8 protein-coding genes are annotated in these 15,006 nt (G+C 69.8%); 6 read left to right on the forward strand and 2 right to left on the reverse strand.

Annotated elements, in window-relative coordinates:
* Window positions 1–386 precede the first annotated feature (386 nt).
* Together O7633_RS21250 and O7633_RS21255 are read right to left on the reverse strand one after the other, a co-directional pair.
* The gene (locus O7633_RS21250; RefSeq protein WP_282323644.1) at window positions 387–4,691 is read right to left on the reverse strand and encodes a WD40 repeat domain-containing protein; all 4,305 of its coding nucleotides are present in this window, start codon (window positions 4,689–4,691) and stop codon (window positions 387–389) included.
* Window positions 4,688–6,043, reverse strand: a complete 1,356-nt coding sequence (locus O7633_RS21255) for a hypothetical protein (RefSeq protein ID WP_282323645.1) — start codon at window positions 6,041–6,043, stop codon at window positions 4,688–4,690. Before O7633_RS21255 ends, O7633_RS21250 begins: the two co-directional genes overlap by 4 nt.
* Before the next feature lie 339 nt (window positions 6,044–6,382).
* Here O7633_RS21255 and O7633_RS21260 point away from each other — a divergent pair, with 339 nt between their 5' ends.
* The 6 genes from O7633_RS21260 to O7633_RS21285 all read left to right on the forward strand — a co-directional run bounded on the left by O7633_RS21260 (window position 6,383) and on the right by O7633_RS21285 (window position 14,911).
* Entirely contained in the window at window positions 6,383–8,521 is a 2,139-nt protein-coding gene (locus O7633_RS21260) for a hypothetical protein (protein ID WP_282323646.1), read from the forward strand.
* Window positions 8,496–10,424, forward strand: coding sequence for a hypothetical protein (locus O7633_RS21265; protein ID WP_282323647.1), 1,929 nt, complete (start codon window positions 8,496–8,498; stop codon window positions 10,422–10,424). Before O7633_RS21260 ends, O7633_RS21265 begins: the two co-directional genes overlap by 26 nt.
* Window positions 10,425–10,435: 11 nt before the next feature.
* A complete protein-coding gene (locus O7633_RS21270) occupies window positions 10,436–11,146 on the forward strand; it encodes a hypothetical protein (protein WP_282323648.1) in 711 nt (236 codons plus the stop codon).
* A gap of 297 nt (window positions 11,147–11,443) precedes the next feature.
* Window positions 11,444–13,153 carry an IS1634 family transposase gene (locus tag O7633_RS21275; RefSeq protein WP_282323649.1) on the forward strand — a complete coding sequence of 570 codons (1,710 nt, stop codon included), beginning with the start codon at window positions 11,444–11,446 and terminating at the stop codon, window positions 13,151–13,153.
* A 140-nt stretch (window positions 13,154–13,293) separates the two neighbouring features.
* Window positions 13,294–13,647 (forward strand): hypothetical protein, encoded by a 354-nt coding sequence (locus tag O7633_RS21280; protein WP_282323650.1) that lies wholly within the window; start codon window positions 13,294–13,296, stop codon window positions 13,645–13,647.
* On the forward strand, window positions 13,640–14,911 hold the full coding sequence (locus O7633_RS21285; protein WP_282323651.1) for a Clp protease N-terminal domain-containing protein: 1,272 nt from the start codon (window positions 13,640–13,642) through the stop codon (window positions 14,909–14,911). Before O7633_RS21280 ends, O7633_RS21285 begins: the two co-directional genes overlap by 8 nt.
* The last annotated feature ends 95 nt before the right edge of the window (window positions 14,912–15,006 follow it).

Raw genomic sequence — 15,006 nt, forward strand, 5'->3', positions numbered from 1 at the left:
CGAAAACCTCCCGCATGGGGGGCAGGGCGTGACGGGGCCGCCGGGCTCGATGTGGGGTTCGCGCAGGGAGCGGTGATCTGGAAGGTCATCTCGTCCGGGCTCGGCTTGCTCGCGCCGCACGCACCGGGGGCCGGTGCCGGCGTGGCAGCAACGCTGCCTGTCGTTGTCGACGACAACCCTGACCGGCTGGCTCGCGAGCGTCCTTCGTCGCTCTGCCCGGTAACAGTCCGACATTGGGAGGTCTTGTAGCCGGCGGCAGCACCGCCGGCTCGACCGTGGCGAACATCGTCCGGCATGCGCATCGGCCGCCGCCGACGGCTGGTCGGCCCCGGAACCGGGCGGCGGCCCGGGCGTACGCGCCGACCAGTAGCGTCGGGTGCCAAACGTCACCGCTCGATCGGTGCCGTCCGGTCGGACCGCAGCTCCAGCAGGACCACCCCGCCGTCCTGGCCAACAGCCACCCGGTTCCCGGAAACGGCGAGACACCGGACGGTGCCGTCGAGGTCAATGTGGTGCAACCGATCACCGGTCAACGGGTCGATGAGCACGAGTGCGCCGTCGGCGTATCCGGCCACGATCGCACCTGGGGTCTCGCCGGGAACAACCGCGACGGCCTCCACCGAAGCCGGGCGCGGCGCGGCGGACACGACGTGCCCGGTGGTGACGTCCGCTGCCGCGTTCCACCAGTGGAGCGTCCCGTTCCCGGCACCGGCGAGCAGCTTCGGGGTGCCATCGTCGGCCGTGAACGCAGCTAGCGCCCGCACGTACGATCTCAGGGCCAAGGTGCCCTCGGCGGCTGCCCTATACCGGCCGATCAGTCGCCCGTCCACTCCGTCCCAGGTATGCAGGACGCCATCGGCGTCACTGGCAGCCAGCACCGGACGGTGCGATGCCGTCGGCACCGTCACCACCCGCCAGACCCACGCCTGAGCTCCGGTCAGCGGGGCGAGTACCGGACGCCCGGTGGCCGGATCCCAGACCCGGATCGTCCCGTCCATGCCGCTGCTCGCCAGCCGCCACCGCCCATCGGGTACCTGGTAGGCGAGGACACACAGCGCCTCTCCGCGGTGCCGGCCGATTACTGGCCCGATCGCCGCGCCTGTGGCCGCGTCCCACCGGCGCGGGACTCCGTCCCCTCCGCAACTGACCACCGTGGCGGGCCGGCCGGACCGGTCGCCGGGCACCACGGTCAGACTGCGAAGCCGGCCGGGGTGCCGGGCGAACGGGATCGTCGTTCCGTCATCTCGGCAGCGCAGGATTTTCCCGTCCGGGAGACCGGCGAGCAGGACCGGAACCCCGGACGGGTCGTCGGTCCACAGCAGCGCGGTGGCACCGGACACGAGTCCTGGTAGTTCGGTTTCCGGTGGCGGTAGGTCTCCCCACAGCCGGACATCGCCGTCCGAGCAGCCGAGTGCGAGGATCGGTAGCCCGGCGGCGTCTGATAGGACGGCGGCAGCGGTCGTCCAGCCGGGGGAGCCGGTCGGGATGTCGGCCAGCCGTTCCCCGGTGCGGGGGTGCCACAGTTCGGTCCCGGGATTCGCGCTGCAGAGCACCCCGGAGGAGCCTCCGGGTACACCGAAACTGATGAGCGTCGCCGGTGAGATCTCCTTCGGGATCAGCGATCGCCACCCGCCGAGGACGGCCTCCATCCGGCCGAGAATTCCCCTTCCCATGGGTTGCCAGACGTGCACTCCACTGTAGGAGCTGATCGCGACGCTTCCGGGCAGACCAGCAGGGGTGAGGTCAGCCAGGGCCCGTACGTGAGCCGACGCGATCATCGAGCGGCGGGCGAGTTGTCGGCCGTTGCGCGGGTTCCAGACGGCGACCGTGCCGTCCTCGCCGCCACTGGCGACAAGGGTCCGGCCGTCCGGCAGATCGAAGGTGATCAGGGCGGTGACCGTCCGGCCATGGTGTGCGTTCGTCGGCTTGCCGAGCGGTTCCCCTGTCGTCGCGTCGAGGCGGTGCAGCATGCCGGTGGCGTCGCCGACGAACAACACCGGCTGCCCGTCCGGCAGCAGGACGCACGACAGCTGCCGGAGCCCGCCCGCGAGCTCAACCGATGATCTCCGCGCCCCGGTGTTCGGGTCCCACCCGGTGACCGTGCCGCCACCGCTGCCGACGACCAGCAGGTCCCGCCCGTCGCGTAGCCGACACGGGGCGAGTCCGAGGACGAACCCTCGATGTCCGGTAAGGGGTTCACCGGTGGGCAGCCCGGTGGCGGGATCCCACAGCCGCACCGAGCCGTCCTGGGATCCGGCAGCCAGCAGGGTACGACCGTCGGTCAGCGGAACGGCCGCCAGCGCGGTGATCTCGCGGCCGGACCCGGGCAGTCGTCCCCGCGACGGGCGTCGTTCCCGGGCGGCCCAACGCAACCGCCAGGGGCCGGCGACAACCGGTGGTCCGTCCGGTTCGACGGTCACCAACCCCTGCTGCCCGGCGAGCCCGAGCCATCGGTAGAGCCCCCGCTCCGGCACGGGGACCTCCGCCATCGCGGCCCACACGTCGACGATCCCAGCCATCGCGGCGGGCACCGGGCGGCCCTGGAAGGCGGCCTGCACCACGTCGGCGGCCAGGGCCTGCGGGTCCAGCCCGTCGATGACATCCGGCAGGGCCGCCAGGGCCGCCCAACGCTCCCCGGCCCGGACGTACGCGGACAGGTTCCGGCGGAGGTGCCGGTCGAGAGGCCCGGTGGTGCCGGCGACGGCCTTCAGTAGAGCGTCCGCGATCCGGCTGCGGCGGTCGGCCGCGTCCGGCGCGGCCGACAGATGGTCCCGGAAGGTCTGGTGGGACAACCGGTAGACCGCGCTGCCGTCCTCCGAGTCGATCAGCACGTACGGGCTCGCACCGTCTAGCAGCCGGTCGACGTCGTCCTCGCCGACGGGGACATCACCGATCGCGGTGGCGATCGTGGCCCAGACACCACTGCTCCGGGGGACCCCCCGTCCCTGCGTGAAGGCAAGGGCGATCAGCAGCGCGGCACCAGCCGGATGACGGTCGGCGAGCCGCTGCACGGCGGCGGTGAACAGCGCGCCGTGGCTGGACGTGAACAGCCGGTCCGCCTCGGCCGGGGAGCCGAGCAGGCCCGGTGCGCGTAGGATCTCGTACACCGCGAGCCGGGCGAAGAGGAACTGCCGGTCACCGTCGGCGATCTGCCGAGCGGCGTCGGTGATCGTGGCATCAGTGCAGTGGAGCCGGCCTGCTGCGGTCGCCGCCCGCAGCTGACGTTCGACGTAGTCCTCCATCAGGGCGCGACTGCGCTGCACCACCAGCACCGAGGTGTGCTCGTCGGCACTACCGAGGGCATCGAGCAGGTCTCCGGTGACAGCGCCGACGGCGGCCGGACGGTCCGGGCCCTCCGTGGAGGACGCCCTGGTTCCGACGACGACTCGGCACCCGCTGATCGCGGTGACCCGGCGCAGCACCGCAGCGATCGCGGCGGGCTGCCGGGACTCGTCGAGGGCGTCGGCCAGTACGGTGAACCCGGCGGCGCGGCCGGCAAGGCCGGTCAGTAACGCCGCCACCCGGTCGGCCAGCACCGCCTCGGCCGGGGCCGGGTCGAGTCCGGCGGCGATGGTCAGCCGGTCGGTGACCTCGGCGGCCGACATGCCGGTCAGGTGCAGGACCGCGGTGAAGACGTCCGGGTCCGGGCGGTCCCGGAGGATGTCACGGTCGAGGTGACCGCGCTGGATCAGTACGTCGGTGAGCCGTGCGTCTCGCAGCATGAGCAGATTGCCCAGCAGGGCGGACTTTCCGACCCCGGCGGCCCCGGTGACCACCAGCATGCCCTGGTCACGACTACGCAGCCAGCGGAGGATCTCCCGGCGTTCGTCGGCCCGGCCCATGAAGTCCCAGGCCAGCACTGTCGGGTCGGCGCCGAGCGCGCGGGTGGCGAAGTGCGCGCGGATCTCCGGGGTCAGCCCGTCGACCAGCCGGGCCAGTTCCCGGTACTCGTTCAGGGACGCGGTCAGCCCGGCGGGCAGTGCCTGGCAGCGGCGGAGCAGCGGGGCACCGTCGAACAGGCGGACCGGGGCGACGAAGGCGTCGTCCCCGAACCGCCGACCGAGCCGGCCCATCAGGTCGTAGATGTCGACCTCGGTGTCGTTGTCCGTGTAGGAGTCGAGTACCCGGGTGAGCGTCGCGGTGAACTCGCCGAGGAAGGTCGGCCGGGCACCGGCGGGCGACGCGTCACCGACACCGATCAGCAGCAGCCGGCGGGGCTGGTTTCCGCCCTGACCGAGCCGGGATTGGACCAGCTCGACGAACCGGGCCGCGCCGCACGCGACGACGACCATCATGGCCCACGCTTCGGACGGCGGCTGGCCCGTGCGGATCGCGTTGCGTTGGTCCGCCTCGTCTCGCAGGTGTCGCACGATCGAGTCCGGCGATAGCGGGTGGTTGCCTTCTTCGGTGAGCAGGTATGCCTCGGTGTACTGGTGGAGCTCGCCGTGCCCGATCCATATCAAGATCGAGTTTCGCGGTTGCCCGGTGCCGCCGGACCAGGTGCCGAGCTGTGTGGCACTCGGCTGGCGGGTGGCCTGAGTCACCGGTTCAGTACGCATCCCGTCGAAGTGCCGGTCGAGGAGGTCGAGGATCTTCTCCGCCTCGGCATGCCCCCCGGTGATTTCCGGATACCGGCCGCCGGGCCGGTCCACGACGACCGGGTACACGGTGAACCTGGAAGCGGTGGTCATCCCTGTTCGTTTTCCGCGGCGTCCACCAGCACCAGCTCGGTTACGCCGCGGACGGCGACCCGGTGAAGCCCTGGCCGGCACGGTGGCACACTGACCCAGACCTCTCCGTCCCGGAAGTGTGCCGGCAGCGGGAGTGGTCCGGTCCTCCCGTCCACCGGACCGAACCATGCTGCCGCGTCCCGCGGATGCTCCACCCCGGTCACCCGGAAGGCGAACTCGGTTCCAGCGGGCACCACGTCCGGCAGGTCGAGTCCCGGCTCCGGCAGGCCGAGCGGCTGGGTGAGCGGGGTCTCGGAGAGAATGTTCGCGACGTGATGGGCGACCTCGGCCGAGGCGGGCAGGCCGCCGTGTGTCTGCGCCAGGTAGCAGTGCGCTTGCGCGACCGGGGACGCGGCGTCCCGGGCCACCGTGGCGTCACCAGAGCGGTCCACCTCGACCACGGTGCCGTCCCGCCCTCGCCGGAGGGCGCGCACGCTGGTCCGGACCTCTCCCGCCACGATACGCAGGTTCTGTGCGGTCGTCTGTCCGGTTCCGACGACGGTCCGCAGTGCATGGTCGGTCCATCCGGACGCCGGGCGGCGCCGACGGGCGTCCTCTGCCAGGTCTCTGTCCCCGCCGATGTCTACAATATCCACAGCGGACAGCTCACGCATCCGCTCATCGCCGAGCACCACCACCGGCCCGGTGGGCAGCAGATCATACACGCCGGGCATGGTCACCGACACGGAACGTAACGCGGTGCGCAGCCGTCTAGTGCGGAAGCCGGGTACGCCCCGGCCGGCGGCCAGGATCTCGGCCGCCTTGACCGCCCCACCGAAGGGGGTGCCCAGCGTGACCGTTGTCCGGACGTCGTCCGCCCCGCCGAGGACATCGATCCAGTGCCGTGCCACCAGCCCGCCCATGGAATGCCCGACCAGCACCAGCCGAGCCTGAGGATGCCCTCGGCGACGCCAATCCGCGAGATGTCGGGTGGCGTCGTCCGCCAGCAATCGCGCGTTGTGCGCTACCGGGAGCCGCCAGTCGTACGGGAAGACCCTCAGCGCCCCGGGCAGCACCATCTGTCCGATCCGGTCCAGCAGCACACGGTAGGGCTCGAAGCCGCGCAGCATCGGGGCGAAGGCGGGGATCTGCAGCACGTTGGTGGCCCGGACCCGGCCATACGCTCCGGCCCGCTCGTTATCGTCGAGTGCGAGCCGCGACAGCGTCTCTGGGTTCCGCCACGCCTCTCCGTACCACCTCGGGTCTCGGAATCCCCAGATCTGCCGGTCGGCCTGCACGTCGTACAGTTCGCTGCCCATGATGCCGGGCAGCACGATCACCGCATCAAGAGTGAGGTCGTCGAGGGGCTGCATGCTCCCATCTAACACAGTTTCGCAGAGGGCGACTCCGTCCCTTTGGGTTGCCTCTGCTGCCCGCGCGTTGATCGAACGTCACTCTCCGGACATGCTTGCTGCGGACTTGCGGACATGTAGTCGGACCTGACTGGCCACGGTGTATCTAACCGGTGAACCAGCCTGCGGGCACCGTGGACTGGCCGTTCTGGAGCTCGACCGGCTCCGCAGTCAATAGGCCGACACTGCAATAGCCGTCGCTGGATCTGCGTCCCATCCCGCGCTACCGTCCGAACCGGTATGGCTGTTGCCCAATAGAGATGCTAGCGGTCTCCACTACGGACGCGCCCGAGGATGCCGATGTCCCCCGACGAAGTCGTCACGTCCCCGGAGGACGTGCTCACGTCCCTCAACCTCACCCTACTCAACCTTGCCGGCGCACTGACCGTTCTGGACAACGGCGGCGATGCCCTCGTCGACCTGTGCCGTAACGTCGTGCGGCACACCCTCACCGCCGAGACCCTCGGCGGCCGGCACCTGATCGCCGTCGCCGGAACCCAGGGCACCGGTAAGACCACCCTGGTTCGGCAGATCTACGGCCTGGACAACTCCTGGCTGCGCGCCAACCGTTCCCAGGGCGAGCGCATGCCGGTTTTCCTCATCGAGTCCGCCGTCAACGAGCCGCAGGGCTACCTGACCCGCCTCGTTGACGACCCCGAGAAAGGCAAACGCTGGGAGCGGCAGCCCGTCGACCGGGAGCAGTGGATGTACGCGCTGCGCGACGACGGCGGCAACGTGCTGCTGCTCGAGCTGGAGGTGCCGTATCAGCTCTTCCCCGATGCACCGACCGGCACGGCCGGACTGCTGCTGCTGCCCGGGTACGAGAAACGCACCGAGGAGAACCACCGCTGGCAGGAGCTGATGCGGCAGTCGCTGGTCGGCGCCTCCCGGGCCTTGGTGGTCACCCACGAGCAGGACTTGGCCACCGACCGGCCCAATGTGGTCCTCGACGACCTGCACAAACAGTTCCTCGAAGGCACCACGCCGCTGATCGCGATCAGCCACTGCGACACCTCCCGCGACGTGCCCAGCGAGCTGGCGGCACTGCGCGCCCGAGCGACATCCCGCTACGGGGTGCCGGAGAACTCTGTCTTCACCACCTGGGTCCGGCGCGGCACCGACGGCCCCGACCCAGTCGCCGAGCTCCGGTCGGCCCTCAGCGACATGGGTCCCGGCGTCGGCCGCAACCGCTACCACCGAGTACGAGAACTGGAGCGCATCATCTTCGGCGAGCTCGGCGACCTTCTGACCAAGGCCGAACGTGCCCTCAACGAGGCCAACGACCACGCTGACCAGGACGAGCGGGCTGAGGGCAGGGTCATCCTGCGGGCGTTCGATGACGCCGAGGCCGCATTGCGCCCGGTATTCGTCAGGGAGCTTAGCGAACGGATCCGCACCCTCCGTGCTGACGCACTGGAACGGCTGCACGACCTGCACCGGGACCGGTTCGAAGGCTGGAGCCGGGCCATCGAGCGCGGAGCCGCGTTCTTCTCGCTGCGGCCCTCAGAGAACCGGGACGCGCTCGCCGATCTGGTCCGCGATGCGTGGACCGGCGGCAGCAGCGGCACCTCACCCCTGGCGCCGGTCCTACCGCAGGTGTTCGCCGCCGTCGTCCAGCGCAACCTGTCCGAGCTCGGGGTCAAGCTGGACATCGCCTGGACCTCACCAGGTGCGTTGCCGGCGATCGCCGGCCCGGTCCTGCCCGAGCCGGCCGTCGAGGACCGCCGCACCGCCGTCACCGCCGAGATCCTGCGGGAACTGCGGCGGCTCGCCACGATGACGGCCGCCCAGAGCATCCGACCGTCGGAACAACTGCGCAAAGCCGTCAGTCTGCTCCCGGCGCTCACCTTGGAATGGGCCCACCTAGGCAGCCTCCAGCCCGCCCTGGTGGCATTGGAGGACGGCACCCTCCGGCCCGCCCAGCGCTCCACCGCCGAGCACGCCCGCGACCTCACCCGCCAGTGGGAACACTGGGACCAGGCACAACGCGACATGGTCCGGACCTGGGCGTCGATCGCCGGCATCGACGACGGCACCGGCGGCGTCGACACCGTCCAGGGCCTGGCCGCTGCGGCCCGCGGCGGCATCGGCAGCGCGATGGGCCAGGCCGTGGCCACCCTGGTGGCCGGTAGTCTCGCGACGGCGGCCGTCGCCGTGGTGACCGTCGATGTCCTCAACAAACGTCTGATCCGCAAGCTGAACCTCGCCGAGAAGGCCATCGACCGGATTACGGCGATGGAACTCGACAACCGGCTGACCGCTTACGAGGAGCTGATGACGCTGGCCCGGCGGATGCTGGTGCAGCGGCTGCGCGACGGCTACGGCCTTGACCACGACATGGCCCGCCGGGAGTGGCTGCGGATGAGCATTCAGCGGGTGAAGGCCCGCCGGCTCGAACTACTGGACCGGTTGCATGCCAGCCTCGCCCTGGTGGAGTGAACCGGCCGCCCGGATCGAGCAGGACCGGTTCGGCTGGGCATTCGACGTCTACGAGCAGTTCCTGCAGGACCTGGCACCAGAGATCCGTCGGGCGACCGCGACCAGTGCGGGGGAACTCGACGCCGCCCTGTACGGCGAGACCCAGGTCGGCAAGACGACCCTCCTGCTGACCCTGCTCGGCGTCGACCCGGCCCACCACGACGAGATCGCCGCGGTCCTGCGCGCCGGCCGGCAGGTCGGCGAGTCCTCGACCCCGACGGCGTTCCGCTACGCCGCAGCGGCCGGCCCTGACTGGACCTGGCGGGCGTCGGCCGGTGAGCCGCCCCAGACGGTCACCACCGACGAGATCCAGAAACGGATCCAGGGCGTACGGGCCGCAGTCATTGACGGCCGCACCTCAGCCGCCTCGGTGATCGAGATCGGACTGCCTGCCGGCTGTTTCACCCGGCCCGGCGGCGAGGGCGTCCGCATCCTCGACCTGCCGGGTGTCGCCGCCGCAGACCGGGCCGAGGACCGGCATGCCCACCGCCTGCTCGACCGGTGGATCAACGTGTCCGACATGGTGATCCTCATCGCGCTGATCAGCGGACAGGGCGCACTGCAGCCATCCGTCCAGGAGGTCGAATCACTGCGCAACTGGCCTCGGCAACTGCGCCGCTTCCGCGTCGTCCTCACGCACGCCTTCTCCAACGAGCAGACCCTCGACTGGCTCGACGAGACCCCACCCGCCGGCCGTACGATGGCGGCCCTACGGATTTCGATCCTCGACGACATGCCCAACTTCGACGGGCTCCAGATCGTCGGTGCCGAGTGGAACGCTGGCGCCTGGCTCTACCCGCTGGAATTCGGTCGCAGCTGGAACGCCCTGATCCGCGCGGACCCGCAACACCCCGCCATCGCACTGCGCGACGAGTTCCTTGCGGCCCTGCGCGCCGACCTGGCCGGCGCCCGCCGGCCGGAGAACCGAGTCCGGCGCGCCTTCGAGGCCCACGACGTCGCGTGCGAAATCCAGCAGCGGCGCCGCACCGAACTAGACGCCGCCGTCGCCGCCTGCGACCGTGCTGTCCACGGCAGCGAGGCGACCTGCGAACTGCGGGAGAAGGCGATCGCCGGGTTCCGGGAACGGCTGGGCCACCTGGCCAGGGCACGGGAAGCCCTCGAAGCCCTGTCCCCACCGCGACTCGGGACTACCACGGACGCCACGAACATCCGGATCCGCGACCTGTCCACCATCGACCGTGAATTGCTCGACGCCTACCGCGCAGCCTGGGCCACCTGGCGCCAGGACGAGCGGAGAGTGCTGCGCAGCTTCCCCGGCGACGTGCGCGAGCCCCGAGACCCGGCCGTGTCGGACACGGTGGTCCACCGGTGCGCCGACGATATCGTCGAAGAGAGGTTCGGGCGGTACCGTGACAACACCGGTGCCCCCGGTGGCTTTCTCGTCCGCGCCCTGGTCAACCTCAACACCCGTACCGGGCGGGAGATGCTCGCAGCCGCCGTCACCGCCGCCACCGGTGACCTCGCCACGTCCCTGACCGACTTCGCGACCCGCCGCAAGAAGATCAGCATCGACCGCTGCGACACCGACACCGCCGACACGGAGCGGCGGCTCGCCCGTACCGTCACCGCCCTCGACGCCGAACGCCGAGCCCTGGCCGCACATCGGGAGTCCGCTCGCACGATCCGCGAGGAACGTGACCGGGAATTCGCGATCCTCGCCGACCACGTCGACATCGCGAGCCAGTTTCCGCAACGACTGCACCGTGAGTTCGAGAACCGGATGGCCCGCCTGCGACGCGAGGCCGCCGCCGCCCGGGCCGAAGGCCCCGGGCCAGCGCTCGCGGCAGCGGTCGCCCTGCTGTCCTGCGCACGTGACTACGACCTGATCAGACAGAACCGGTGAGGCGCGCGGCGATGGACGACGAGAGTTCCCAGTTCTACGAGATCCTGCACGAGGTGTCCCGGGAACCACTGGCCCGCACCGTGGCCGAACTGGAACGCATTTTGGACGCCCACCGACTCGAACTCGTCAAGATCAAAGCCCGGACCCAGGACGGCCTGCGCCAAGCCGAGGCGACCGACCGGCGGCTCGCCGCAGTGCAGCAGTCCGTGCACGAGACCGCCATCGAGGTCCTCGATGTCACCGGTACCGTCCAGCGGCTCACCGACGGCCTCGCGGAGATCCGCCAGGCCGCCGACACCGGCGGCGCCGACCTTACCCGCCGGCTCACCGAACTGCACCAGGCCGTCGACGCCGCCAACCGCGAGGTCGCCCGCGAACTGGCCGAGATCCGGCAGAGCGCCCACCACCACGCCCGCGACGCTGCCACGGCCCGAGCCGAGGCCGCCCGCAGCGTCGAGAATCTGCTCAGCGAGGTCGCACACGCGGTGACGAATCTCACCGGTCAGCTCAGCGAGACCACCGACCAGGCACGCGAGGCTGAACTCCGCGACCTCGCGGCCCGCACGGCCGGGCGAGCCGAGATCCAGCGGCAGAACGAGCTGCTCGCCGACCTCAACCGCCGGCTCACCGGACACCGCCGCGCCGTCAACGGCTTTCTCGTCATTATCGTCCTCCTCAACATCGCCGCCGTGGCCGCTCTTTACCTCCTCGTCGTCAGATGACCGGCCGCGGACCGGTTGCCATCCGCCGGACGGTCGAAGGCGGGTCGGCGAGGTGCGCGCCGGCCACCGTGAACCGATCGATACGCGGGTAAACAGCGCGTGGACTGGCAGGCTACGACCGGGGTTCCATAGATGATCGGGGTCCTGTGGCACGTCTGCCGGTCCTGTCGCTGGTCAGGGTGCTGCGGTCTAGCGGAAGCGCTGAAATCCCCTAGTGACACGGATCGTGTGATCACCGTTAGTGAGGTGGGGTTTCGTCTTGATGTCCTAGTGGCTTGATCGCTAGGGTCACTGGTCGTGTATGTGAAGCGTTCGACCCGGCGGGTGGCGGACGGTCAGACGGTGGGCTATCTGCAGTTGGCCCACAACGAGTGGGATCCGGTGGCGAAGGTGTCGCGGACGAAGGTGCTGTACTCCTTCGGCCGGGAGGACCAGCTCGACGTCGCGGGGATCCGGCGGCTGGTCGCGGCGCTGTGCCGGCTGTTGGGGCCGGGCGAGGCGCTGGCGTCGACCACTTCGGCGGATCTGCGGTTCACCGACTCCCGGATGTTGGGCGGGGCGTACGCGCTGGGCGGACTGTGGCGCACTCTGGGGATCGACGCGGCGATGCGGCGGCTGCTGGCCGACACGCGGATGGAGCCGCGGGTTGAGCGGATTCTGTTCGCGCTGGTGGCCAACCGCGCGCTGGCTCCGTCGTCCAAGCTGGCCGCGACCCGCTGGATCGCCCACGACGTCGTGATCGACGGTCTGGACCTGCCCGTGGTCGACGAGTCCTGCTACCGGGCGATGGACTGGCTGATCAACGCCGAACCGGAGCTGGGGCGGATCGTGTTCGACAACACCGCCGACCTGCTGAACCTGGAGGTGGACCTGCTGTTCTTCGACACCACCTCCACCTACTTCGAGACCGCCGACGCCGACGAGTCGGTGGCCCGCGACGAGCGGGGCATGCGGGTCGGCGACGGCGACCCGGCGGTGAAGGAGACCGGGTTCCGGACCTGGGGCAAGTCGAAGGACTCCCGGGGCGACCTGCCGCAGATCGTGGTCGGGATGGCCGTCACCCGCACCGGCGTTCCGGTCAGATGTTGGGCCTGGCCTGGGAACACGTCAGACAGCGCCCTGATACGACAAGTCAAGGACGACATGCGGGACTGGTCGCTGTCGCGGATCGTGTGGGTCGCCGACCGTGGTTTCACCTCCGAGCAGAACCGGCGCTACCTGCAGAAGGCCGGCGGGCACTACATCCTCGGTGAGAAGCTGCGCGGCGGCACGCCCGAGGCCGACGCCGCGCTGTCGCGGCAGGGCCGCTACCGACACGTCGCGGACAACCTGCAGGTCAAGGAAGTGCGACTGTCCGGCGACCTGGCCGACGACCGGTTCGTGATCTGCTTCAACCCCGAGGCCGCCGTCCGCGACGCCGCGATCAGGGCCCGCATGGTCACGATCCTGGACGAGATGATCAACGGCTCCGACAAGCTCGGCCGGGACAAGCGCGCCGAGCTACGCGGCGTCATCTCCACCAAGCCCGGCCTGAAACGCTACCTGCGCACCACCCCCGGCGGGCTGCTGCGCATCGACCGCAAGGCCGTCGAAGCCGAGGCCAACCTGGACGGCAAGTTCCTACTGCGCTGCTCCGACCCAAAGCTGTCGGCCGAGGACATCGCCCTGGGCTACAAGCAACTCCTCGAGGTCGAACGCGGCTGGCGGGACATGAAATCGATCATCGACCTACGGCCGGTCTACCACCGCGCCGAGGACCGCATCCGCGCCCACGTCCTGCTCTGCTGGCTCGCACTGCTGCTCATCCGCATCACCGAGACCCGCACCGGACAGACCTGGCCCGCCGTCCGTGACGAACTCCAACGCCTTCACCTGGGCACCTTCACCGGCCCCGCCGGCTCCTTCCGCCAGCGAACCGAACTCACCACCGGCCAGAAGAAGATCCTCACCGCCCTCGGCCTGCCCGAGCCCCGCCGTGTCTTCGAGGCCACCCCCGCAACCTCCTGACCAGCACGAACACCCCGGCCTAGTGACACGCCCCGCCACCGGGCCAACCCACGTTTCCCCAGCTCAACCCACGATTCGCGGACTAGCCAACCACCTGATCTGTGGAACCCGGGTGTTGCGGGCTGTCGTACGGTGGTCCGATGAGACCGACCGTCGAAATCATTGGCAGCCTCGACCTCTTGCTAGATCTCGAGCGGGAGTTGCGTGCCGACGTCGACCTGCGAGGCACCCGTTTCGTCCGGGTCTACGCGCCGCCGCAGCCCGAGCAAATGGGCCCAGCCGTCGAGGCTCTCCAGTGGATTACAGAAAACAATGAGTTGCTCGCGGCGCTGACCGGCGCGGTGGCGGGATGGTTAGCTCGTCAGCGCACGCCGAGCCGGATCAAGGTGAAGTCCGGTGACGTCGAGATCGAACTCGAGTCCGATAAGATCAAGGATCCGGAGGCGGTCGCGGCCGATATGGCGCGGAGGCTTTCCGGCCAGGTCAATGGCTGACGGATTCACCCCGCTTGCCCGGCTGGCGGTTTTCGAGGCAAGAGAAGAGGCTCGTGCGCTCGGCCACCGCGCCGTCGCGCCGGAGCACCTCCTGCTCGCTCTGCTCAAGCAGGATGAGGGCCCCGCCGTGGAGGTCCTGCGGAGCATCGGCTTTCCGCTCGCGTTGGTCGGCCTGCGGCTGCAGCAGAGGCGCCTGGAGTCGCAGGGGTTCAACCTAACTGAAGTACTGCTGCCCACGAGGAAGACCATACCGTTCGCGACGTCGACGGAACGAGTGCTAAAACTCGCGAAGCGGGAGGCATCCCAGCTGGTCGAGCTCCGCGTCGACACTCACCACCTCCTCTCGGGCATCATCGAGGAGGGAGACAACGTCGCCGCGCGTGTGCTGGCGGAGTTCGGGGTCGATCTCCGCCGGGTGCGTCAACCGAGTGTAACTGGTTTCATGGAGTCGATATTTGCCAGAATCGAGTCCGAGCGCCGCGACGGCGATCGGCGGGGCCGAGCCGGGCATGCCGCGACCGACACATCGCTCCTGCCGGTCCGGGAGCAGTCCACCGCAATCCTGATCGGAGCAGCTCACTACGCCGATAGCCAGATTTCCGACCTGCCCTCGGTCGTAGCGAACCTCACCGATCTCCGGGACGTCCTGACCGACCCCGGGCAGGGCGCATTCGCCACGGACCGCGTCGACTGCTTTCCTAACCCGGGTCTGAGCGACCTGCCCCGCATCGCGGAGCTGGCGGCCGAGCCGCTGGATACCCTACTGCTTTACTACGCGGGGCACGGCTTTCTGGAGGACGGGCTCTATTTGGGCCTAAAAGGGACCGAGGCGGCGCACATCGATTTCACGGCGCTGCCGTACGCTCAGATTCGCAAGATGGTCCTGCGCAGCCCGAGCCGCCGGAACCTGGTTATCTTGGACTGCTGCTATGCCGGGGCGGCCGTCGAATTCATGTCGGATGGCACGGCGGGCGGCGAACTCGACATCCGAGGGGCATACGTGCTGGCCGCGACGGCGAAGGACGAGAGGGCGCATGCACCGGCGGGCGCCCGCAACTCCGCGTTTACGGCCGCCCTGCTGCGCGTCCTGCGGGACGGCGTGGCCGACGGCGGTCCGCTGATCCGCATGGGCGTCCTTCACTCCGCGATGACCCGGCTGCTGCGCGCGGATGGGCGTCCGCTGCCCCGGCAACGCGCCACCGATACGATTGGAGATCTGGCGATTCACCGCAACCGCGGGTGGCGCGGCGCCGCGACGATCTAGGCAGTGTCTTGTAGATCAGGTTTCGCGGGTGAGGTCACGGAGCCAGATCTTGATGGTGGCGCTGTCGACGGTGGCCAGGTACATGAACTCGCGGT

This window comes from Micromonospora sp. WMMD712, assembly GCF_029581295.1.
Lineage (GTDB): Bacteria > Actinomycetota > Actinomycetes > Mycobacteriales > Micromonosporaceae > Micromonospora > Micromonospora carbonacea.